Consider the following 22761-nt stretch of genomic DNA (forward strand, 5'->3'; position numbering starts at 1 on the left):
TCCCCCACGCTCGAACAACCTCGCGCGGGGGGACCCCCATCGCGGCCGCTCCGGCGCCTTGCGATGCACGGCACCAGACCACGCGACCTGATCGGCCGCTCATAGTGAAAGGACCCCTAACCGCCCGGGGTGAGCCGGACGAGCAGGACCCCTGGTGTGCGCGGCAGCGACACCCGCAGTCCGTCGCCGTCCCAGACCGCCGAGCCCGATCCCGCGGCGGACGGGTGCAGGATGTCCGCCCGGGCCTCACGACCGGCCAAGTGCCCTACGGGCAGGCGGAGTCCGCTGACTCCGCCCCGCCGCCACACCGAGACGTACGTGCAGCCGTCCGGCACCCGCAGGCCCAGAGCCAGCCACTCGTCCGTCCACCCCGGCAGACCGAGCGGCCAGAACGGCACTGCTCGGGCGAGGTCCTCGCGGATCGTCTTGTACGTCCCCACCGCGTCCCGCACGAGCCCGAGCTGGTGTGCCGACATGCGGTCCAGGTGGCCGGACAGATGGATCCGTCCGAGCAGCGCGCCGCCCAGGGTGAAGGTGATGAGGTCGTCGTCGTAGTCGGGCTGGGGGTAGGCCCAGACGGCGCCCTGCTCGGGCGGGACGGCCGTCGGTGCCGCCGCGGCGATCGGCGGGTAGCGCAGCGGATCCTGCTGGTCGCTGGTGGACTGGAGCTGGGCCACGGCGAGGGTGGCGCCGTCCATGCGCATCCCGCCCGAGGCGCAGTTCTCGACGACCAGGCCGGGATGGCGGTCCAGGACGCCGGACAGCCAGTCCAGGTAGGCCTGGGCATGGCCGAGGAGTCCGGCTCCCGGTGCGATGTCCCCGGTGTTCCGGGTGTCCTCGGTGACGCCCGTGTCTCCGGGCGCGCACGTTCCCGGGTCGACCACGATGTTGTAGTCCAGCTTGAGGTAGCCCACCCCCCAGTCGCCGACGATCCGGTCCACCGTCTTGTCGAGGTGCGCGCGGGCGGCCGGGTGCCGAAGGTCGAGCTGGTGGCGGCCCTGTTCGGTGAGGCGTACGCCGTCCCGCTGGAAGAAGGCCTCCGGCGGGAGCGCGGACGCGACGGGGCTGCGCACGCCGACGACCTCCGGCTCCAGCCACAGGCCGGGCACCATCCCGCGTTCCCGGATCCGGTCCAGAACCGTGCCGATCCCGCCGCCGGGAAAGCGGCGGGGCGAGGCCAGCCACTCGCCCACGCTGTCCCACCAGCCCCGGGTGTCGTCGTCGTACCAGCCGGAGTCGACGCAGAAGTACTCCGCCCCGGCCTCGGCGGCCGCGTCGATCAACGGCAGTAGCTTCTCGGTGGTCGGGTCGCCCATCAGCGTGTTCATGTAGTCGTTGAAGACGACCGGAAGCGTGGTGTGGTCCGGGTGCGGGCGGCGGACGGCACGGCGGTACGAGGTCAGCGCACCCATCGCCGCGTCGAACCCGGAACCGAGGGCCAGCACCCCCGGCACGGTGGTGAACTCCTCACCCGGCGCGAGCCGGACCCGCCACTGGTGCTCCGCGTCGGTGGGGCCGTTCAGCGCCAGATAGGTGCCCAGGGCGTGTTCGCCCAGGTCCCAGCGCCAGCCGGCCGGGGACTCGGTCTGCCACAGCCAGGTCCGGTCGCCGTCCCGCTCCGTCAGCGCGCCCATCGCCAGGTGGCCGTCGGTGGGCCAGCTGCCGCGCCCGGCGAGGACGAGGGCGGCCCGGCTGTCGTGCTGGTGGGCACCGACGTTGATGTCGGCGACGGTGTCGCGGAGCGGTTCGGCGTACCAACGGCACTCGGCGAGCCAGTCGTTGCGCGCCCGGTGCACGTCGAGCGCGTCCGGAGAAGGCAGGCCGCCGAGCAGCAGGCTGCTGACGGACTGGACGACCAGGGGCTCGGTGCCCTCGTTGCGCAGCCGGACGCGGGAGCGGAGCACCGGCAGTCCGGTCGGGGACGTCAGTTCGACGAACGCCGTCAACCCGGTGGCGGGGTCGTGGAGTTCGACGGTCAGCCACTCCCGGTCGGCGCGCCTGCCGCTGCGGTGGTCGCGGTACCGCAGGCGGGTGCCGAAGGCCGTGCCGGTGAAGCGCGGGCCGGACCAGCCGCTGCCGTGGCCGAGGGCGGTCAACTCGACGAGGGGGAGGGCGGCCTCCGGATCACAGGCGGGCCCGGCGTCGCCGGGAGCGGCCAGCCGGACCAGCCGCAGGGTTCCGTCCGAGGCGGTGGCGAACTCGGCCCCGAGCCCCGAGTGACCCCAACGGAAGGTGTCCTCCGGGTGGTTGCCGATCTTCCTCGTCGCATCCGCCGTACCGGCCAAGGCGTCTCCCCCTCCTGACCCCGCCCCCGTCGTTCCTCGGCGGCGGCGGTCTGCGTCAGTCGCGTGAATCCATCGTTACGGTCTCTTGACGACCGCATTGTGACCGGTCACAATCCTGGCATGAATGTGACCGGTCACACAAGCCGCCCGCCGAGCATCCGGGACGTGGCGACGGCCGCCGGGGTCTCGTACCAGACGGTGTCCCGGGTGATCAACGGCCATCCCAGCGTCAAACCGGCCACCCGACAGCGGGTGCTCGCCGCCATCGACGAGCTGGGTTTCCGGCGCAACGCCACCGCGCTCGCCCTGGCCAGCGGCCGCAGCAGGGCCGTGACCGTGCTCACCGCCAACACCACCCACTACGGCTACGCCTCCATCCTCCAGGGCATCGAGGAGGCCGCCCGCGCCGCGTCCTACGCGGTGGGGATCGGCGTCCTCGAATCGGCGGACGAGCCCGCCGTCGCCGCCGAAGTGCAGCGGGCGGCGGACGCGGGCGGCGGACTGATCGTGATCGCCTACGATCCGGCCGGGGTACGGGCCCTGGCCGCCGTCCCCCCCGAACTGCCGGTCGTCGGCGTCGTCGAGACCCCCACGAGCCCGCCCTCGGGCGACCGCCCCTGGGTGTGGACCGACGACCGCGAGGCCGCCTACGAGGCGACCCGCCACCTGCTCTCCCTCGGCCACCGCACCGTCCACTACGTCGCCATCCCCTCCAGCACCCGCCGCACCAGCGCCCGCACCTCCGGCTGGCGTCAGGCGCTGAAGGAGGCCGGAGCACCCGAACCCCGCCCGGTGCAGGGCAACTGGGGCCCGGCCGGCGGTCACGGCGCGGGCCTGGAACTGGCGAACGGCCCGGACGTCACCGCGATCCTGTGCGGCAACGACGACCTCGCCCTCGGGGTGCTGCGCGCCCTGTACGAGTCCGGCCGGTCCGTCCCCGGCGACGTCAGCGTGGCCGGTTTCGACGACGCCCCGCACTCCGCGTTCCTGACCCCGTCACTGACGACCGTACGCATGGACTTCACCGGCCTCGGCCGGTCCGCGTTCGCCCTGCTGCACGGGGTGCTGGAGGAGTCCGCGCAGATCGCCCCGCACCCCGTGTCCGTACCCGAGCTGGTGGTGCGGGAGAGCTCGGGACCCCCGTCCGCCCGCGACTGAGATCTCGGTACCGCCGTCCTGAACCAACCGTTCGCGAAAGGCACTTGAGGTACGTGATGAAGACAAGAGCTCTCCCCGCCCTGGCCCTCGTATGCGCCGTCGGCCTGGCCGCCACCGCGTGCAGTGACCCCACCGCCGGTGACTCCGGCGACTCCGGTACGGACGCGAAGCAGACGGCCGTCGACCCGACCGCCCGGCTCGACGGCGTGAAGCTGACCATGTGGACCGCACAGAACACGGTCAACGCACCGAAGCAGGTCGTCGACGCCTTCGAGAAGGCCACCGGCGCCGAGGTCGAGACCCAGGCGATCCCGGACCTCTACGAGCAGAACGTGCCGACCAAGCTCGCCTCCGGCGACCGGCCGGACCTGATGTTCTGGCAGCCGTCCATCTCCACGCTGCCCTTCATCCAGCCCCAGCAGAACCTGCTCACCCTCGACGGGGAGGAGTGGGTCTCCAAGCTCGGCTCCACCGAGCGGTCCCTCGGCGTCATCGACGGCAAGCGGTACGCGGCGATCGTCACCAGCCCCGCCATGCTCGGCGTCTACTACAACAAGGACGTCTTCCGGCAGGCGGGACTGGCCGAGAAGGACTTCCCGAAGTCGTACGACGACCTGCTGGCCCTCGGCCGCACCGTCACCGACAAGACCGACGCGGCCGGCTTCTACGAGGCCGGCGGCGACCAGTGGCCCCTGCAGTGGCAGATGCAGGTCCAGCTCACCGACCTCGACAAGCAGTGGTGGGCGGATCTGAACCAGAACAAGAAGAAGTGGACCGACCCGGTCGTCGTCGACGCGATCAAGAAGTACAAGGAGAAGCTGCTCGACGCCGGGCTCGCCCAGAAGAACCACAGGACCGGCACCTTCACCGGGCAGGCCGACTCCCTCTGGAAGGGTGAGGCCGGCATGGTCCTCAACGTCACCTCCTTCCAGAGCCAGTTGCAGGCCAAGTACTCCACCGCCGAGATCGACAAGAAGATCGGCTGGTTCCCGGTCGCCAACTCCTCGGCCACCGGCCTGTACTCGCCCGACCAGACCAACGGCGTGGTCGCCTTCAAGACGGGTGACGAGAAGCGACAGAACGCGGCTCGGCAGTTCCTCGCCTTCTGGCTCGGCCCGGACTACGCCGACTACATCAAGGCGATGAAGATCCCGTCCGTGCAGCCGTCCGTGCCCACCCCCGACGGACTCCCCGAGGCGTCCAAGGACCAGGTCGCGGCCCTGCCCAAGGCCATCGGGGTCTTCCAGGCCAAGGCGATCGTCGCCCCGGACACGCACCTCTACCTCGCCGACATGCTCTACGGCAAGAAGAGCCCGCAGCAGGTCGCCCAGGCGATCCAGGACCAGTTCGCGCAGGTGGCCAAGGCCCAGGGCGCGCCCGGCTTCTAACGACACGGGGCTCTTTGATGGCGGACACAGCCATACGCACGCGCAAGCAGGCATCCACGACAGGCGAACCCCGGCGGGTGGGACGGCTCCCGCGCGCCGCCGTGCACCACCCCTGGTGGTTCGCGCTCCCGGCGATCGTCGTCTTCGCGGGCTTCTTCCTGGTGCCGAACCTGCTCAACTTCTACTACCCGTTCACCAACTGGTCCTCGTACCACGCGGACATCGCCTTCACCGGCCTCGACAACTTCAAGACCATCGCCGACGACGGCTCCCTGCTGCGCGCGATCCGTACGACCCTGCTGTACGCCCTGCTCGCCGCGCTGTTCCAGAACGGCTTCGGACTCGTACTCGCCCTGTTGCTGGAGGCCGACACCCGCTTCAACCGGTTCTTCCGCGCCGTGTTCTTCCTGCCCGTGCTGATCTCCGCGCTCGCCACCGGCTACGTCTTCCAGGCCCTCCTCGACCAGGACGGCGCCGTCAACTCCGTCCTGGGCACGGACATTCCGTGGCTGGGCTCGACGACCTGGACGCTGGTCCTGGTCACCCTCATCCACGGCTGGAAGTGGATGGGCCTGGCCATGCTGATCTACCTGGCCGGCCTCAAGGGCATCCCCGGCGAGATGCTGGAGGCCGCGAAGTGCGACGGCGCCGGGCCCTGGCGGACCTTCTGGTCGGTGCGCTGGCCGATGCTCGCGCCGGCCGTCACCTTCAACGTCACCACGGCGCTGATCGGCTCGATGAACACCTTCGACATCGTGCAGGCCACCACCGGCGGCGGGCCCGCGGGATCCACGGAGGTCTTCAACATCTACATGTTCCGGATCTTCGGACAGGGCCTGTACGCCCAGGCCTCCGCGATGAGCCTCGTCCTCTTCCTGGTGGTCGTCGCCGTCGCGGTCCCGCTGGTCGTCGGCCTGAGGCGAAGGGAGCAACTGCTGTGAACCCGTCCGTGGCCTGGCGATACGGCCGCCCGGCCCTCGTCCTGCTGCTCGCGGGGCTGGCCGTGGGCGTACCGCTGTGGCTGGTCGCCGTCACCTCCGCCAAGCCGCAGGCGGAGGCCATCAAGCCGAACCTCGACCCGCCGGGGCACTGGCAGGCCGGCAGCAACTACGCGGACGCCGTCGGCCAGGGCGAGATGCTGCGCGGCTTCGTCAACTCGCTGCTCGTCGTGCTGCCTTCGGTGCTCCTCGTCCTGATCCTCGGCGCGGGCGCCGCCTGGGTCTTCGCCCGCCGCAAGTCCAAGCTGGTCTCGGCCGCGTACGCGCTGTGCATCAGCGGACTGCTGCTGCCGCCCGCCGTCATCACCATCGTGATGGAACTGCGGCAGCTCGGGCTCTCCAACACCCGGCCCGGGATGATCGCCGTCTACACCGGGATGTACCTGTCCACGTCGATCTTCTTCATGACGGGCTTCATCCGCGCCATCCCCTTCGAACTGGAGGAGGCCGCGCGGATCGACGGGGCGCGGCCGGCGCGGATCTTCCTGCGGATCATCCTGCCGCTGCTCAGGCCCGTGATCGCCACCGCGACGATCATGGTGATGCTCTACGCCTGGAGCGACATCTTCTACGCCTTCTTCGTCCTCGGCGGCGGAGAAAGGGCGACCCTGCCGCTCAACCTCTACAAGGTCGCCAGCGCCCAGCTCTACCTCAACAACTGGCATCTCGTCTTCGCGTACGTCGTGGTGATGAGCCTGCCCATGGTCGCCGTGTTCCTCGTCGGCCAGCGAAAGATCGTGTCCGGAATCACCAGTGGAGCCGTCAAGTGACCGGAGGTCCAACCGCGTGATCACCCCCACCCGCACAAGATCCCGTCTCAAAACACTGTTCGTCACGACCGCACTCGGAGTCGCCGCCATGGCAGGCACCCTCCCCGCCGCGGGGCCCGCGGCAGCCTCCCCCACTCTCGACTTCGCTCGAGCGGGAGGTACCCCCATCGACCCCCAGCGGCTCACCGTCGACCTCGGCACCTCCGAGGGTCCGGTGATGCTCGGCGCCAACGGCGCGCTGTACGGGCTCAGCGACGACGGCGTGCCCAGCGACGCCGCCCTCGAGCCTTTGAAGATCACCAGCATCTCGCAGAAGCCGGAGGGCGGCGCCCAGCACCCCAACGGCGACGCGCTCACCGTCTCCAAGTCGTTCTTCCGCAACGGCGGCGGCGAGATCAACGTGATGATGCAGGACATCTACGCCAAGTGGCCCTACGAGGACCTCGGCATCGACGACTACCTCCCCAAGGTCGACAAGATCGTCAAGGAGGTGTCGGCCGACCCGAACAGCGACCGCTTCGTCTACATCCCGTTCAACGAGCCCGACCAGATCTGGTACAACCTCGGCACCTCCGACCAGGCGCAGTACGAGGCCAACCGCGACCGGTTCCTCAAGGACTGGAAGACGGTCTACCAGCGCATCCGCGCGATCGACCCCGACGCGCGGATAGCCGGCCCCAACGAAGCCGGCTACCACACCCGCCTGCTGACCGACTTCCTCACCTTCGCTCAGCGGGAGAACGTCCTGCCCCAGGTGATGACCTGGCACGAACTGAGCTCCGGCTCGCTGCGCGACTTCCAGGGCCACTACGACAACTACCGCTCCATCGAGCGCACGTTGGGCATCGCGCCACTGAAGATCAACATCGACGAGTACGCCAACCGCCGTGACCTGTCCGTACCCGGGCAGCTCGTGCAGTGGGTCTCGATGTTCGAGCGGAACAAGGTGTACGCCAACCAGGCCTACTGGGACGCCGCCGGCAACATGGACGGCAACGTCGTCCGGTCCAACATCCCCAACGGCGGCTGGTGGCTGTTCCGTTGGTACGCCGGGATGACCGGTGACACCGTCAAGGTGACCCCGCCGCAGGCCAACACCATCGACACCCTCCAGGGACTCGCCTCCCTCGACCCCTCGCGCCGCCAGGCCCAGGTGCTGCTCGGCGGCTCCGCCGGCGACTCCGACGTCGTCGTCCAGAACGTCCCCCGGTCCGTCTTCGGCCGCACGGTCACCGCGACCGTCGCCGAGGCGGCCTGGTCCGGCTACGAAGGACAGCACGCCACGCCACGCGTCCTCGCCCGTACGAAGGTGAAGGTGGCGGCCGACGGCACGGTGACCGTCCCGCTGCGCGGCCTGCGCAAGATGTCCGCCTACCGGATCGTCCTCACCCCCGGCGGCACCGGCACCCCCACCGCCGCCTCTGTCCCGTGGTCGGCGTCGTACGAGGCCGAGAACGCCGCCATCACCGGCGGCCAGGTGTACACCCAGGGCACGGTCGGCAACGCCAACGGCTACGCCGCCTCCGGGACGAAGGACGTCGGCTCGCTCAACCAGGCCTCCAGCAAGGTCGACTTCACCGTGACGGTCCCCGAGGACGGCACCTACGACCTGGCGATCCTCTACGGCAACCAGTCCGGCGCCCCCTCCACACAGAAGCTGTCGGTCGACGGCGGCGACCCGGTCACCGTCACCTACCCGTCCACCGAGAACTGGACCTACCGAGCCAAGAAGGACGTCACCCTCGACCTGCCGGCCGGCACCCACACACTGACGCTGGCCAAGGGCGACGCCGAAGTCACCCTCGACCGCGTCGACCTGACCGCCCGCACCGCCAAGCCCTCCGCGTCGTACGAGGCCACCCTCGCCGACATCAGCGGCAACCCGTCGTACGACTACTCCTCGTCGGCCGGCGTGGGCACCGGCGCCCTCGTCCTGCGCAGGGGCGACAAGGCCGTCTTCGACGTGTACGCCCCGCGCGACGGCTACTTCACCGTCGTTCCGCGCACCTCGGCGCCGGTACGGCTCACCCTGCACGGCGAGACGGTGTCGGCGGCGCCGGGCCGGCCGCTGCGGCTGTACCTGGTCGCCGGCAACAACCGGGTCGCGATGACGGCCCAGAACGCCTCCGTACGCTCCCTCGACGTCTCGGGCGAGGGTTCGACCTCCGGCACGCTCTCCTACGAGGGCGCCTCGGCCACCCTCGCGGGCGGCGCCGAGCTGGTCGACTCCGCGCACGCCTCCGCCGGCTCGTACATCGGCCGGCTCGGCAACAGCGCCTCCAGCACCGCCGAGTTCACGGTGGACGCGCCCAGGCCGGGCCGCTACCTGCTGGTCGTCCACTACGCGCACAACGACCGGCGCGACAACGGCCACGCCTACAACACGGACATCATGTCCCGCACGGCGGACATCACCGTGGGGAACGCGGCGCCCCGGAAGGTCACGTTCAAGAACACCTGGAGCGTCGACGACTACTGGACGCTGGGCGTCCCCGTCGACCTGAAGAAGGGCTCCAACAGCGTGACCTTCGGGAACGCGAGCGCCTGGGCCCCGGACATCGACCGGATCGAACTGGGCCGGATCATCGGCTAGCCCGGTCCGGACCCGGCGGTGGCCCCGACTGCTCCTCGGTCGGGGCCACCGCCCTGAGCGGGCCGGAGACGGCGGCCTCCGGCGCCCGGCACCGAGTTCGCCATCGGCCGCATCTCGATACGACGGCACCGGTCGGGCCGTACTGACGCACACCGGCTGGGACCGGCACCGGGGCACCGAGCAGTACGGAAGCGGCCACCCCTACCTCACCCCGGGCGCCGCGGCCTGGCCCGGCGCGCGGCGAGCGGCCCTGGTCGGTGAGCTCGTCGCCCTGATCGGGCCGGCCTCGCCGCCCTGCGTACCCGGTCCACGCTGCGGGACGGGACGAGCGGGTTCCCCTGACGTCACCGATGCCTCCGGCGCTTCCTGGCGGGCCTGCCAGGTGTTCTGGACCAGCACCCGTTCGGTGCTCGCCAGGTGGACTGCGGCAGCGAGCCAGGCCGACGAGTAGTCGTCGGGGTCGGCTTCGTCGAGCCGGCCGAAGACGTCACGGGTGCGGCGGTCGGCCGCTGCGGTGAGTGCCGCGGCCAGGTCGGCGGCGGTGCGGAATCCCGTACGGCGCAGGGAAGCCGTGTCGCGGCCGAGATCGCCGCTGCGGGTGGGCTCGGCGACCGCACGGCGGCCTCCGGCGACGGCCAGTTCGACCAGCCGCCGCACCCGCCACAGCGGCGAGTCGGCCAGCGGGTCGGGCGGGGACCGCGTGAGTGCTTCGGCAGGCGGACCGGCGTCGGGGGGCGGAAGATGCGCGCCTTGGATGCGGTCATAGCCGAGATCGGCGCGGTCCAGCCACTCCGGAGGCAGACGGAGTGTCGCTTCGGTGCCGGGTACCGGGCCGACGGCGAGCGGGTGCAGGGTGGCGGCCCGGTCGGGGTCGAGCCGGCCGATCACGCGTATGTGGAGGCCGGGGCGGGAGGCGAGTCGGCGGAGGTTGGCGGTGTGGGCGAGGTCGGGGTGGGCGTCGGCGGGGGCCAGACGGATGAAGGGGCCGGTGGCGGCGGGCAGTTCGCGGGCCAGGAGGTGGTCACCGGAGGCGCCGACGACGACCAGGTCGCAGCCGATCGGTTCGCCGGTCCGCCCGTTCTGCTCGGGTGACGTAGCGAGTCGATCGGCGACGGTGTCGGCGAGTGGGCGGGCGAACAGGGCGGCCAGAGGCCCCGATGACCAGGGGACGCCGGTCAGGGGGGTGGCCCGGACGCCCTTGCCGGAGCCGAGACGGCCGTCCGGGGAGACGGTGGCCCCGGTGATCAGCAGGCCGCCGCGCGCGAGCTGGGCGTGGTCGAGCGCGGCCGGGCCGAGGGAGACGGGAGCCGTGGCGGCGCCCAGGGCGCGGGCCGGGCCGCCGGGCTTGACGTCGGCGACGGAGAACCAGCGGCCGTCGTCGGTGACGAGGTGGGTGACCACGCCGCCGTAACCCGTGGCGCTGATCACCGGCTCGCGGCAGACCCCGTGGACGCGCAGACCGCCGTCGCCCGGCCGGTAGCCGCGGCGGGCGGTACCGATCAGGGCCGGGTCGGCGTGGCCTGCCGCCAACAGGCGCGTGGTGAGCAGGAGTTCGCGCAGAGCGGCGACCAGGTCGGCCAGGCGATGGCCGTCGTGCCGGGCGCGTGCGCCGCGCAGGCCGCGTACGACGCGCACGGCGGCGGTCTCGGCCCGGTGCAGGCCGGCCAGGCGGGCCGTGTGGGCGGCCCGCAGCAGCTCGGCCTGGGGCACCGCTCCGGCGGCGGGCACCCCTGCGGCCAGGACCGCCGCGGCGGCCGACCACAGGTCCGATGCCGCCGTGGTCTGGGCCGGGGTGAGAGCGGCGGTCACCGGCTCGGGGAGTTCCGGGGCCGCGAAGGGCTCGGGTGTGGCCGCGCTCCCTGCCGCCGTGGCCTCCGCCGCCGTGGCCTCCGTGTCCGCCACCGGGCAGGCACCCAGGACTGCGGCCCGGTGCAGGCAGCGGGGCGCGAGCAGGCACGTGCAGCGGGCCTGGTCGGCGGTGGTGACCGTACCGGAGGGCCCGGGCGCCAGGGTGACCACGGCGTCCTCGCCGCAGTCGACGGAGACGGTGTCGCCGTCGACCGCGGCGGGCACGGCGGCGTACCGCTCGATCGCCGCGTCCAGCTTCTTGCGCAGCCGGGAGGTCAGGCCCTCCACGGCGGCGGCCACCACATCCGGGGCGACGGGCGGGAGTTGCTCGTTCATCGGGATTCTCCGCGGAGGCGGTCGCCCACCCAGCGGGCGAGGGCGAGTGGGCTCAGGGCGGCCACGGGCATTCCGGCCGCGACGAGTTGCTGGGCGACGGGCACCGAGTAGCGCGGGGCTCCGGTGTCGTCCAGGGCGGCGCAGCCCATCAGGTGGACGCCGGACGCGGCCAGCGAACGTACCTCTCCGAGCAGGCCGCCCAGCGGATACCCCTCCTCGAAGTCGCTGACGACGACCACGAGGGTGCGGCTGGGCACCGTCACCAGCGAGCGGGCGTGCGCGAGCCCGGCCGCGATGTGGGTGCCGCCGCCGACCCGTACCTCCAGGAGGAGGGACAGGGGGTCGGTGACCTGGTCCGTCAGGTCGATCACGCGGGTGGAGAAGGTGAGGAAGTGGGTGGAGAGGGTGGGTACGCCGCCCAGCACGGCGGCGGTCAGCGCCGACCAGATGACGGAGGCCTCCATCGAGCCGGACACGTCGACCACGAGGATCAGCCGCCAGTCGGCCTCGCGCCGGGACCGGGTGCTGAAGACCGGCTGTTCGGGAACGACGACGGTCCGGCCGTCGTCGAGCCGGCGGGTGTGGGCGAGGTTGGCCCGCAGGGTGCGGGGCAGATCGAGCCGGCCGCCGGGACGGCGGGTCGGGCGCGGGGTGGCGAGGCCGGTCAGGGCGGGGCGCAGCCGGGTGGCGAGTTCGCGGGCGAGTTCGTCGACCAGGCGGCGTACGAGCGGCCGGAGCCGGGCGAGTTGCTGCTCGGGCATACCTCCGGCGAGGGAGAGGACGGAGGCCAGCAGTTCGACGGAGGGGCGTACGGCGGCCGGGTCGAGCTGTGTGAGTACGTCGGTGCGGCCCGTGCCGGCGGCCCTGCCGAGGACCTCCTCCCGGACCTCGGCACCGAACAGGGCGTCGAGTTCCTCGGCCCATTCGCGAGCGGTGGGGAAGGCTCCCTCCTGGCCGCCGCCGGTTCCGTCGCCGAGGTCGGTGGCGCCCTCGCCGCGCCCGGCCCCGTACAACTCGTCGAGGGCGTGCGCGTAACGGCGGGCTCCGGCGGAGAGCCGGTCGGTCTCCCGGCCGAGCAACAGCCGCCACCGGTCGGCGGGAACGAGGCGCCGCTCCGCCCCGTTCGCCACTGGCGTCGTGGTGCCGGCCGACGCGGTGGTCGCCGGTGCGCCAGGCGGCTCGCCCCCCGTCCCCGCAGGGGCGGCCGCAGCCCCGGGCGCGGCCGCGACGGCGGCTGGGACCGCGGGTCGCGTGAAGGCAGGTCCGGCGTCAGCCGGTGTTTCCTTCGCGGTTTGCGGCTCGGTGTGCTCGGGTGCTGCCACGGCGGTCCCGGGCGGCTGCGTCGATCCGCGGGCTCCTTCGGACGTGTCCAGGGGCCTCTGAGCCACCCGATGGGCCGAGCCGTCGGCACCGGGCACGCCGTCCGCCGGTACCGGCAGGCCCAGGGCGTTGAGCGCGGCGAGCCCGGCGGTGTCGGCGGCGGTCCACAGGGCGATGAGTTCGGGCGGGGCGGCCAGCGTGAGGTCGAGCCGGTCGCCGAGGCGTTCGGTGATGGTGTGCAGCAGGCGGTCGCGGTCCGCCGGGGAGAGAGCGTCGAAGCCCCCGCGCAGCGCGGGCAGCCGGTCCAGGAAGGCCTGGTCGGTGAGTCTGTCGATGCGGTCCAGCAGGGGGGCGAGGGTGGCGGGGGCCGCCTGGAGCAGCGGTCCGGCGGCCGTGAGCAGGCCGGTGAGCAGGCGCGCCAGGCGGTGGCGGCCGTCCGGGCCGGTCGCGGTGTCGACCCAGCCCGCGGCTCGGGCGCCGAGCGCGTCGGGGCTGTCGAGGTCGAGCAGGACCCTGGCCGCCGACGCCGCCCCCTGGACGAGTGGGGAGCCCGTGCGCGCGAGTGCGCCCAGGGCGTCGTCCATCCGCAGCCCCAGGCGGTGTTCACCGGCCCTGGCCGCCAGGGCGACCAGCGCGGCGGCGTCCTGCGGATCGTCGCCGCCGGCCAGTCCGGGCAGTGCCCGCATGGCGGCTTCGAGCAGGGTGACGGCCAACTCGGCGGCCTGCCCGCGACCCTCCGGCGTGGTGCCGGGCAGGTGGCCTCGGCGCAGCGCCTCCAATAGGTCGAGGGCGTCGAGCAGTTCGGGGAGGGTGGCGGCGGAGGGAAGGACGACGGCAGCCTCGGCAAGACGGTCGGCGACCAGATCGGGCAGGTCGCACCGGGCCGCGTCGCGCAGACCGCTCAGGAGCTGTGCGCAGGTGGCGCCGTCGGCCGTCTCGCGACGGTACGTCTCACGCAGCGTTCCGGCGGCGGCCTGGGCGGCGTCGACGCCGCGTACGCCCGCCAGGTCGAGCCGCGCCGGCACGGACGGGGTCCAGGCCAGCCGCCATCGTGTGGTGAGGGCGGACGCGTCCCCCGTACCGGCCACCGCGACCGGCTCGCCGTATCCGACGCCGCACACCCGGAGCCGCTGGAGAAGGATCTCCCGTCCGCCGTCGAGTTCGGACCGCAACGGGTCCAGGCGCATTTCACGGGGTTCCGCACTGTCCGGGCCAGGCAGCCGCAGCGCGGCCAACTCCGCCTCCACCGACGGGCCAAGACCCGATCGGGGCGTGCCGGGCGCGATGCGTCCCCGCTCGGCGCCGACCAGCACCGTTTCGAGCGCGCGGGCCAGCGCCCGGCCCCGGCCCAGGGGTTCGCCCTGGCCGAGCACGGTGGTCACCGCCTCCAGCAGTTCCCCCCGGCCGGGTGCGGGCAGGCCGCGCAACCTGGCGAGGTCGCAGGCCAGTCGCAGGGTCTCGGCCGCCTCACCCGTGCCCGCGGTGTGCCCGGCAGCGCGCAACTCCCGGACCAGCGCGGTGATCGCGCGGGCGGCGGCGTCCCGCACCCGGCCGGGGTCGCCGCCGGCCATGAGGACCGCCTGCTGCCAGCGGGGGTCGCGGATTCCGGCGGGGTATCCGGAGCGCGAGTCCAGCAGATCGAAGGCGTACGGGACCAGCGAGGTGACCGGCGCTGGGCGCGCGGCCCCACTCGTCGGCTCCGCGCCGGGCGAACCGGACGGGTTCGCGCCTGCCTCGGGCATGCCGTGGCCGGCCGCGTCGGCTCCCACGCTGTGCGGCGTTGCCGCGTTCGGCGTGCCGCCGGGCAGGACCGGGACCGAAGCGGTGCTGCTCGGACCGGACAGGTCGGCTGCGGCGCCGCTGGGGCCGTTGGGAACGGTCCCGTCGGTCGCGGTGCCGGACCCGGGCCCGGTGGACGGCCGAAGGACCGCGGCCGGGGCGGGGGTGGGGGTTTCCGCACCGGTCGGGCCGGACGCGGACCGGTCGGGGTTGCCCGGCGGGACCGGGACGACGGTTGGGGCGGACCCAGTGGTGCCCGCCGGACTCGACGCGGAAGGGTCGAGGCCACCCGACGCCGCCGTGTCCGGTGCGGTAGCGGGTCCGCCCGGGCCCATGCCGTCCGCAGCGGCGGCGTTCCCCGAGGCGCGGCTCGCATCGGCCACGGGCGGCACCGGGTCGTCCGGGCCGGCCAGGGCCGGGGCGTGGAAGGCGCCGACGACGGCTGCGACGCGGCGGCCGTCGGCGGCGGCCTCGGTGAGGACGTGGCGCATATGGGCTTCGCGGGCGAGGTCGGTGGCGGGGACGCCACCGGTGGCCGCCGCGTCCTGGCGGAGGGCCCAGCCGACGCCGAGGGCGGCGCGGCGGACGGCTTCGGGGGTGCAGCCGGGGGCGAGGACTTCGACGGCGCGGTCCCAGAGGTCGTCGCCGTCGCGGCCGGTACCGGCGGCGGTGAGGCCATCGGCGTAGACGGTTCCGGCGTGGGCCGGCGGGGTCTCCCCGCCGGGGTCCGCCCCGGCCGGTGCGGACCAGCCCGCATCGGCCAGCGGAAGGTCGCAGCACAGCACGGCGGCCCCTCGCTCGCGGGCCCAGCGGATCGCGGCGAGTTCCGGCGAGAAGTCGGCGAAGGGGTAGAAGGCGAGCCCGCCGTCCTCTCCGGCGCCCGCGACGGCCAGCGGGGCGACGGCGCGCGGGTCGGCGAGATGCGGCAGCCACCGCTGGAAGTCGGCCGGCAGCTCGACGCACACCACCTCGGCCCCGGCGGCGTCCAGCAGGGCGGGCACGGCGGAGGCCAGCGCGGGGCTGTGGTGGCGTATGCCGAGAAGGTACGGCCGTACGGAGGCCGCGAGGGTTGCCACCGCCTCCCGGGGGTCGGCGACGGATGTCCTCGGCGGCGCGGCGGTCACCGCCGCCTGGTCGACGGTCAACGCAGGTTCTCCCGCAGGTCCCAGAGGCGGCGCCACATGGCGGAGCCGTCCTCGGCGCGACGGCGGACCGGGCCGTCCCAGTAGCCGAGCAGGCGCCCGTGGTCGGCGGGGTCGTCCTTGCGTACGACGCCGAGGAGGTGCCCGGGTACGAGGTCGAGGAGGTCCCCGGCGGGGAGGTAGGCGGCGGCCAGGCCCAGGGAGGCGGCGACCTGTACGGCCTCGGCGGTGGACATCACCGTGCCGGGCCGCTCGATGTCCCAGCCTTCCGCCGAGCGGCCGGAGCGCAGGTCGCGGAAGACGGTGACCAGCGCGTCCAGTACGGCGTCGTCCACAGCGAAGGCGGCACCGGCCCGCTGGACGGCGGCGGTGGCCTGGCCGCGTACGAGGGCGGTCTCGGCGTCGGCGTCGGCGATGGGGTGGACGGTCTCGAAGTTGAAGCGCCGCTTGAGGGCGGCGGACATCTCGGAGACGCCCCGGTCACGGAGGTTGGCGGTGGCGATGACACTGAAGCCGGGGACGGCGGGGACCAACGCGTCGGCTGTGCCCGCGAGTTCGGGCACGCTCAGGCGCCGGTCGGACAGGATCGACACCAGGGCGTCCTGCACCTCGGGCAGGCAGCGGGTGATCTCCTCGATCCGGGCGACCTGCCCGCCGCGCATGGCGGTCAGCACCGGGGAGGCCACGAGGGCCTGCGGGGTGGGCCCCTGGGCGAGCAGCAGGGCGTAGTTCCAGCCGTAGCGGAACGCGTCCTCCGTCGTGCCGGCGGTGCCCTGCACGGTGAGGGCGCTGGTACCGCTGACGGCGGCGGCCAGCAACTCGGAGAGCATCGACTTGGCGGTGCCCGGTTCGCCGACCAGCAGCAGGCCGCGCTCACCGGCGAGAGTGACCACGCAGCGTTCCACCAGGGCGCGTTCGCCGACGAACTTGGGGGCTATGGCCAGCCGCGCGGGCAGCGTCTCATGAGGTTTCGGCAGTTGCAGGGTCTCGCCGCCGCTGCCGCAGACGAAGGTGACCACGGCGCGCGGGGTCAGCGCCCAGCGGGGCGGGCGCGGACCGTCGTCGTGGGCGGCGAGGAAGGCGAGTTCGGTGGCGTGGCGCTCCTCGGCCGGCAGCGCCTGCCGGGCGGGGAGGGCCGTCGCCTGTTCCATCAGCGTCATGAGGTTCCTTGTGCTTTACGGGGTGCCATACGGAAGTCGGGCTCTGGGGCGGGGTGCGGCGCCGGACCGCCCGGCACCGCACCCCGTCGACCAGGGGGCTCAGCGGCGCCGGCCGCGACGGACCTTGAGCTCCTGGAATCGCGGGCCGTCGCCTTCGCGGACCCGCTGCCAGGCCCTGCGGTAGAGGTCGGCGACGGGTTCGGCCGGCACGATCACCCCGAGCGCCGGGTGGTCGCCGCCGACCAGGTCGTACAGCGGCAGCTTCCACTGCTCCAGCGGGAGGCGCGGGGACCGGGGGTCCACCCAGCCGCCGGGCAGGAAGAGCGAACGCCCCGCCCGGGAGCGGCTGGCCTCGACGACCAGACCGGAGGCCGCCAGTTCGGCGCGGGCGGCCTTGAGCCGGGCAGCCCCACCCCGATGTTGCTGCCACCCCGTCCAGCGTGCGGTGTTGCGGTCGGTCGGGTCGGGCAGCGCCAGCAGCATCAGGTAGAGCACGGCGGCGTCCTCCCCGATGCCGTACTCCTTCGCCGCCTCGCCGACCAGGCCGGGCACCGACCGGGCGGGGTCCTGCGGCCACCAGGTGCCGTCCTTGTCCCGCGCCCCCGCCTCCGGGTCACCGGGATCGGCCAGAAGGGCCGCGAAACGCGGGTCGCCCGCGGTGCGCAGCGCCACCTCGGCCGGGAAGGGCCGCTGGTCTCCGGTGCGCAGCACGGACAGGTACGGGTCGGTCCCGGCCTCGTCCAGCAGTGCCGTACGGATTCCGGGCGCGGGCTGGTCGTCGTGGGTGGCCATGATGACGGCGCCGTAGCGCTCGTAGCCCTCGCCGGTCTCGGTGGGGGCGCCGGCCACCTTGCGGAAGTCGGACAGGCTGACGTACTGGTCGAGGTCGAGCATCAGCCCGGGGCCCGCCAGCCGGTCCCGTACGGCGGCCAGCGCGGCCGGGAGGGCGGCCCGGATCGGGTCGCCCGCCGGGAGCCGGTGGGCCAGCCAGGCGGCCAGGGCGACCGTACTGACCAGGGTGTGGGCGGTGAAGCCGGTGGCGTCCGTGTCGACCGGGTGGACCCGGTCCCCGCTGACGTGCCAGGTCAGATCGCGGCTCAATTGCGGTTCGGCGGCCGGGTCGAGGAGCGCGGGCAGTGCCCGGCTCGGCTCCCACGACGTCCTGACCGCGCGGACGGCCTCCGCGAGCAGCGCTTCGGGGACCGCGGCCCGCCGGCCCAGCTCGGCGTTCCAGACCTGCGCGGCGGCGGCCACGTCGGGGCCTTCCGTCCACAGCCGTGCGGGTTCGGCGGGCAGCAGCGCCCGGACGACGGCCCGCCGGAAGCCCGCGTCCAGGCCGCGCAGCTCGTCCTTGGCCAGGGCGGCGTCGGCCACCTTCACCCCGAGCGTCGTACGTGCCGCGGGACTGAGGAAGTTCCGCCCGTACGTGTCCGTCTGGGGGAGGCCGGCCACGATCAGCCTGGCCGTGGTCGGTGTGACCCCGGTCAGGCGGGCGAACTCCTCGGCGGCCTCGGGGAACCAGGGCGCCGGACCGCGCCCGGCCAGCTCGCTCAGGAACGCCCCGAGCCACCCTGCCTCCCGGGCCTCGCCCATCGGGGCCGAGGACGCCACCGTGTAGGGCGCGGGGACCTCGAACAGTCCGGCCGGGTCGTGGAAGAGCGCCGTGAACTCGCAGCTGCCGGTGTCCGGGCGTTCCACGTCGACGAAGGCCAGGAACGCGCCGCCGCCCAGCCGGAGCAGACGCAGCCAGGACCCGGCCCGCTCCTTGCCGTCGGCCAGGGTGAACAGGCTGCTGTCGAGACGCAGTTCGAAACGTCGCCACCGGGCCGGTTCGAGGACCGCGAGGCCCTGGGTGTCCACTTCACGGAGGAGTTCCTCCAACGAGTCCCGGTGCTCCGGCTCGGTGGTCGCGGCCGCGGCCCGGAAAGCCGTTGCGGCGGGCAGGTCGGGGAGGGACGTCCAGTCCAGCCTCGCCCACGGCACTTCCGGCCCGTCGAAGTGCAGGCGGATCGCCGGAGCCGGCTCGGGAGCGTCCCGCAACGCCTGGCCGACGAAGCGCAGCTGGCGGCAGACCTGGTCGGTGTCATCGGCGCCGTACCAGGAGTTGACGAAGCCGAGGCCGTTGAGCGCGGCGGCGAGCACCTGGTCGGCGGGACCGATCAGCCCCTCGTCCGGCTGCCCGCCCTCGAGTTCCAGGGTGAGCCGGGCAGCCGCCGCGTCCAGCGCGGCCTGCTGGGTGGCCGCGAACCGCACCACGGCGGCGATGCCCGTCACCAGCGCGTCATGGCTGACCTGCGGCAGCAGCGTACGGATCAGCGCGGGCAACTCGTCCGGGTCCGCTGCCCCGCGCTCCCGGGCGGCGTCGGTCAGCAGCGCCGCCGCCGTGTCGCGGTCGACGCGGCGCAGCGCCTCGGAGCCCCGCGGGTCGCGGGGCCGGAGGAAGTGCCAGAAGCGCAGCGGGGGCAGCACCAGGGTGCCGGCCGCGAACGTCCCGGGCCGGTTGTCCGTCTTGGCCGTGGCCGTGACGACGCCGTCCTGGTCGATCAGCGTGAGGTCGTAGGAGCCCGTGACGACGGTCACCGGCCGGTCGGCGCCGGGGAAGAGCAGCGCGCGCACCGGCCGTCCGGCGTCGGCGGGCAGGGTGACGGCGTTCCCGGCCGGGTCCTCGCCGCGCAGTGAGCCGTCGGGCAGCTTCACCAGGCGCCAGCCCAGCAACCCGCCGTCCGGAGCGGGCAGCACCCAGCCGGACTCGAAGGTGCTCCCCACCGGGGCGGTGCGGGTGGCGTCGGCGAGGAAGCCGGGCAGGCTCTGCCGGCCGCGTTCACCGGTGGCCGGGTCGTACTCGTACCACCCGGCGGTCTCGCGGTTCTGGCCGTCCCAGTCCCACACCCAGTACGAGGTGCCGTCGCTGATCACCGACCGTTCCTCGGGCACGGCGGTGTCGCCCCGGTGCACCACACCGGTGCCCGTGGTCCGGCCCCCGCCGGGCAGCGGGAGGGTGACGGCGCCGAGGTTGCCGAGATAGTTCACCTGGATGCCCCGGGTGCCGGAGCCCTGCACGGGCTGCCGGCGGTCGGCGGAGTGGTGCCAGTAGCCGCGCAGTTCGCCGTTCGCTTCGCGGGACCGCCAGTAGACGAGCAGTTCGCCGTCCACGTAGTGGCAGCCCGGCTCGCCGTAGCGGTCCTTGTCCGGAATCCGCAGGTCGTGGGTGAGCACGGTGCCCTCGGCGCCCAGCACCCGGACCTGCGAGGAGCCGGAGGTGATCAGGTGCGGCCAGGCGTCCGCGACGACGAGGTCGTCGATGTCCTTGGCGGGTACGAGGGCGGCGGCCGCCTCCTCCCAGGCGGGCCAGCCCAGCTCGTCGAGGAGCCCGGCCCGCAGGGTCCGTACGACGACCGGGGCGAGGTCGGTCCCGACCGCGGCGCGCACCTCGTGCTCGGCGAGGGCCAGGGTCTCGCCCGGCAGCCACGTCAACCGGCCCAGGGCGTCGGGCAGTTCCGGCAGACCGCCGGCGGCGAACCGCCCGGCGACCTCGCGCACCCACTCCGTCAGCATCGGCCGCCCGCCGGGTGACCGGGCCAGTACCCGCAGGGCCCGCAGACCGTCCTTGTCGTTGCCGAACCAGTCGGCCCCGCGCCAAAACGCGCGCCGGAAGCGGGCATCGGCCTCCAGCGCGATGAGATCGCGCCGGTCCTCACCCTCTGCCCACTGCTCCAGGCTCAGCCTGTCGCTCTCCTCGGGGTCGGCGACCGGCACCTCCAGCGACAGCAGCAGGTCCAGCAGGTCCACGTCGTCGGTGGTGGCCGGCAACGTCCCACCGGACGCGGCGAGTTCGGCGCGCAGCCGGTCGGCCATCCGCTCCACCAGCGGGTACAGCCCCGGCAGGCGGCCGCGCCGATACCATCCGGTCCTACGGAACGTCAGGAACCGCCCGAGCCAGCCCGCGGCCCCGTCCGCCGGGCGCTCGGCCTCCGGCAGCGTGTCGTCGCAGAGCCCCGCCGTGGCGCCGGACTCCTCCAGCAACTCCAGCCACAGCCCCGGCAGTTCCTTGTCGTCGCTCGAAGGCATCAGCTCCAGCAGCGTCCCGCGCACCTCCGGCTCCTGCCGGGCCAGTGCCGCCAGCGCCGGCCGGTGGGCCTTCCACCAGCCCGCCGCCGCCCGCAAAGTGGCCGGCAGCGCGAGAAGTTCGGCCAGATACGCGCCCTCCTCCGCCACCGGGTCCAGGCCGGCGGCCTTGGCCAGCTTGCGCAGATCGCCCGCCATCTGGGCGGACGGTGCCAGCCCGCCTGCCGTACGTCGCACGCACAGCCGGCGGAACCGGCGGAACGCCTCCTGCGCCGGGACCCGCGCGACCAGCTCCTTCGCGTATCCCGAAAGCACCTTCACCGGCAGCGCCCCGGCGAGCGCGAACTCCAGGAACACCGCGTCCAGCCGGTCCTCCTCGACGGTCAGGCCGTGCTCGGCCTCGGACGTGCGAGCCCGGGTGAACATCTGCGCCGCGTACGTGGCGTTCTCCACCCCCAGGAAGACACGGCCGGCCTGCTCGTAGAAGGTCGGCAGGAAGTGCGGCACGGCGGCCGCCAGCTGACCGGCGAGCAGCTGATAGGCGTCCAGCGCGGCCTTCGGCTTGGACTTCGCCTGCCGTGCCACGCGGTCCAGCTCCGGTACGACGCCCAGCGCGTGGTGGCCGTCCGCCGGGTGGTGCACCAGCACCCACTCCGGGAAACCCAGCGACTGCCGCAGGCCGAGACCGACGTCGGCCGGTTCGCCGTCCGGCTCCAGGCCGAGGAAACCGGCGGCCAGGTCCTCCGCCGCGCCCAGCTCGGCCGCGACCAGCCGCACCACCACCCGGCCGTCCAGCCCCGGATGCCGGTACGCACGCGCGGTCAGCGGCACCGCCCGCTCACCGGCCCCCTCCGTACCCGGCGGCAACACCGCCCCGGCCGTCAGCAGTTCGACGGCCTCCGCCTGCGCAATGGTCCCCGTGTCGCTCATGCGCCCTTGCCCTTCTCGATCTTGCGGCCGGCGTACAGCGCCGCCGCCATGCGCATCCCCTCGGACCAGGCAACCGGGCCGACCCGGGACGGCCGCACCGTGCGACCCTCCTCGTCACTCCAGGTCAGGCCGCCGGTCTCGGTGTCCCCGTCCCAGTAGGGCTCCCCGATCCACACCGACGCCTCGACGCTGCGGCCGGCGTCCCGCACCCGGCAGGTCGCGTAGCCGCCGGACACCCGATAGCCCAGCGAGGTGGCCCGCGCGGCCAGCCCGAACCGCGAGTCGTACGCCCCGCCCGCGAACTCCCGTATCTCGGTGACCGTTTCCGCGAGGCCGTCAGGCTTGAGCCAGGTGGCCCGGTGGATCTGCTCGACCCGCTGTGTCACGCCCAGTTCCGCCGCGAACTCCCGCAGGTCCTCCAGGTCGGGCAGCAGCACCGGGTGCGGCAGCGTCACTGTGCGCGGCGACAGCCGGACCGTCTCGCCGTCCAGGTTCACCACCCGCAGCTCACCGGCGTCCGTCGCGTCCCGGAGGAAGCCCACCTCGTCCGGGTCGTCCCCGACGACCGCGAGGTCACGCAGCGCCGACTGCCACGCCTCGTCCGGCCACAGCCGGGCCAACAGCCCGGTGGGCACCGGCAGCGACGACACCATCCAGGTGTCCACCTGCGCCACGCACGCCACCGCGTGCCGGTCCAGCCACTCGCCGAATCGCCGCAGCCGGTCCGTCTCCGGGTGCTCCCGCACCGCCTTCGGCAGCGACTTCAACTGCCGCCCCGCCGCCCGTCCGGATGTGGCCCGCGCGGCCACCCGGCCGTCCACCAGGGCGACTTCGTACCCCTCGCCCGCCGACAACCAACCCATCGGTCCCCACCCCTGACACCGTCCGGAAAACAGCACGCTTGAGCCGGTGCGTCCCGGTCTCGCTGTGACGATGCGGCGAACGCTATCGGTAGCAACTGACAAGCGGTCCGGCGGAGCCTCCGGCGC

11 protein-coding genes are annotated in these 22761 nt (G+C 73.6%); 5 read left to right on the plus strand and 6 right to left on the minus strand.

Going from position 1 to position 22761, the window contains the following annotated elements; translation table 11 throughout:
- Positions 1–116: 116 nt before the first annotated feature.
- A complete protein-coding gene (locus tag ACZ5XS_RS13030; RefSeq protein ID WP_468650608.1) occupies positions 117–2285 on the minus strand; it encodes an alpha-galactosidase in 2169 nt (722 codons plus the stop codon).
- Positions 2286–2405: 120 nt separating this feature from the next.
- Here ACZ5XS_RS13030 and ACZ5XS_RS13035 point away from each other — a divergent pair, with 120 nt between their 5' ends.
- The 5 genes from ACZ5XS_RS13035 to ACZ5XS_RS13055 all read left to right on the plus strand — a co-directional run bounded on the left by ACZ5XS_RS13035 (position 2406) and on the right by ACZ5XS_RS13055 (position 9192).
- Positions 2406–3443, plus strand: a complete 1038-nt coding sequence (locus ACZ5XS_RS13035; protein ID WP_468650609.1) for a LacI family DNA-binding transcriptional regulator — start codon at positions 2406–2408, stop codon at positions 3441–3443.
- A 56-nt stretch (positions 3444–3499) separates the two neighbouring features.
- Positions 3500–4831: an ABC transporter substrate-binding protein gene (locus tag ACZ5XS_RS13040; protein WP_468650610.1), complete on the plus strand. Its 1332-nt coding sequence runs from the start codon at positions 3500–3502 to the stop codon at positions 4829–4831.
- A gap of 17 nt (positions 4832–4848) precedes the next feature.
- Positions 4849–5772 carry a carbohydrate ABC transporter permease gene (locus ACZ5XS_RS13045; RefSeq protein ID WP_468650612.1) on the plus strand — a complete coding sequence of 308 codons (924 nt, stop codon included), beginning with the start codon at positions 4849–4851 and terminating at the stop codon, positions 5770–5772.
- On the plus strand, positions 5769–6599 hold the full coding sequence (locus ACZ5XS_RS13050; RefSeq protein ID WP_468650614.1) for a carbohydrate ABC transporter permease: 831 nt from the start codon (positions 5769–5771) through the stop codon (positions 6597–6599). Before ACZ5XS_RS13045 ends, ACZ5XS_RS13050 begins: the two co-directional genes overlap by 4 nt.
- 88 nt (positions 6600–6687) lie before the next feature.
- Positions 6688–9192: a CBM35 domain-containing protein gene (locus ACZ5XS_RS13055; protein ID WP_468650616.1), complete on the plus strand. Its 2505-nt coding sequence runs from the start codon at positions 6688–6690 to the stop codon at positions 9190–9192.
- Between the two features lie 201 nt (positions 9193–9393).
- On the opposite strand, the gene ACZ5XS_RS13060 is transcribed toward ACZ5XS_RS13055, so the two are convergent.
- The 5 genes from ACZ5XS_RS13060 to ACZ5XS_RS13080 form a co-directional block, all read right to left on the minus strand.
- Complete coding sequence (locus tag ACZ5XS_RS13060) at positions 9394–11376, minus strand: hypothetical protein (RefSeq protein ID WP_468650618.1); 1983 nt, start codon at positions 11374–11376, stop codon at positions 9394–9396.
- The gene (locus ACZ5XS_RS13065; RefSeq protein ID WP_468650620.1) at positions 11373–15620 is read right to left on the minus strand and encodes a DUF5682 family protein; all 4248 of its coding nucleotides are present in this window, start codon (positions 15618–15620) and stop codon (positions 11373–11375) included. Before ACZ5XS_RS13065 ends, ACZ5XS_RS13060 begins: the two co-directional genes overlap by 4 nt.
- Complete coding sequence (locus ACZ5XS_RS13070; protein WP_468650622.1) at positions 15617–16777, minus strand: ATP-binding protein; 1161 nt, start codon at positions 16775–16777, stop codon at positions 15617–15619. The genes ACZ5XS_RS13065 and ACZ5XS_RS13070 overlap by 4 nt, the downstream gene beginning before the upstream one ends.
- A 99-nt stretch (positions 16778–16876) precedes the next feature.
- Positions 16877–21772 carry a DNA-binding protein gene (locus ACZ5XS_RS13075; RefSeq protein ID WP_468650624.1) on the minus strand — a complete coding sequence of 1632 codons (4896 nt, stop codon included), beginning with the start codon at positions 21770–21772 and terminating at the stop codon, positions 16877–16879.
- On the minus strand, positions 21769–22635 hold the full coding sequence (locus tag ACZ5XS_RS13080; RefSeq protein ID WP_468650626.1) for a DUF4132 domain-containing protein: 867 nt from the start codon (positions 22633–22635) through the stop codon (positions 21769–21771). The genes ACZ5XS_RS13075 and ACZ5XS_RS13080 overlap by 4 nt, the downstream gene beginning before the upstream one ends.
- Positions 22636–22761 lie beyond the last annotated feature (126 nt).

The sequence above is a fragment of the Streptomyces sp. NPDC033131 genome, assembly GCF_055578365.1.

Excerpts from the sequence above, each read along its gene's own strand:
- ACZ5XS_RS13035 (WP_468650609.1), top strand. The coding sequence starts at position 2,406 with ATGAATGTGACCGGTCACACAAGCCGCCCGCCGAGCATCCGGGACGTG.
- ACZ5XS_RS13040 (WP_468650610.1), top strand. The coding sequence starts at position 3,500 with ATGAAGACAAGAGCTCTCCCCGCCCTGGCCCTCGTATGCGCCGTCGGC.
- ACZ5XS_RS13045 (WP_468650612.1), top strand. The coding sequence starts at position 4,849 with ATGGCGGACACAGCCATACGCACGCGCAAGCAGGCATCCACGACAGGC.
- ACZ5XS_RS13055 (WP_468650616.1), top strand. The coding sequence starts at position 6,688 with ATGGCAGGCACCCTCCCCGCCGCGGGGCCCGCGGCAGCCTCCCCCACT.
- ACZ5XS_RS13060 (WP_468650618.1), bottom strand. The coding sequence starts at position 11,376 with ATGAACGAGCAACTCCCGCCCGTCGCCCCGGATGTGGTGGCCGCCGCC.
- ACZ5XS_RS13070 (WP_468650622.1), bottom strand. The coding sequence starts at position 16,777 with ATGACGCTGATGGAACAGGCGACGGCCCTCCCCGCCCGGCAGGCGCTG.
- ACZ5XS_RS13075 (WP_468650624.1), bottom strand. The coding sequence starts at position 21,772 with ATGAGCGACACGGGGACCATTGCGCAGGCGGAGGCCGTCGAACTGCTG.
- ACZ5XS_RS13080 (WP_468650626.1), bottom strand. The coding sequence starts at position 22,635 with ATGGGTTGGTTGTCGGCGGGCGAGGGGTACGAAGTCGCCCTGGTGGAC.